This is a genomic window from Streptomyces caelestis (assembly GCF_001279005.1).
Lineage (GTDB): Bacteria > Actinomycetota > Actinomycetes > Streptomycetales > Streptomycetaceae > Streptomyces > Streptomyces heliomycini.
In genome coordinates, this window is sequence record NZ_LGCN01000138.1 from 1 (window position 1) to 275 (window position 275).

Consider the following 275-nt stretch of genomic DNA (forward strand, 5'->3'; position numbering starts at 1 on the left):
CCGATGCGGACGCGGACGGCGGAGGCGCCGACCGCGTGCAGGCGCACACCGTTCCAGGCGAACGGAATCACCGTCTCGCCCTCACCGTCGTTCAGGATCGCCGCGTGCATCGACGCGTCCAGCAGCGCCGGATGCAGACCGAACCCACCGGCCTCACCCACCGACTCCTGCGGCAGAGCGACCTCGGCGAACAACTCCTCACCCCGACGCCACGCCGCACGCAACCCCCGGAACACCGGACCGTAGCCGTAACCACGCTCCCGGAAGACCTCGTA

General features: G+C 70.2%; 1 protein-coding gene. It reads right to left on the reverse strand.

All coding sequences use genetic code 11. The features are described 5' to 3' along the window. Window positions 1–275 (reverse strand): polyketide synthase dehydratase domain-containing protein (locus ADK41_RS13770; protein ID WP_037805376.1); only part of this gene is annotated, 275 nt, incomplete at both ends.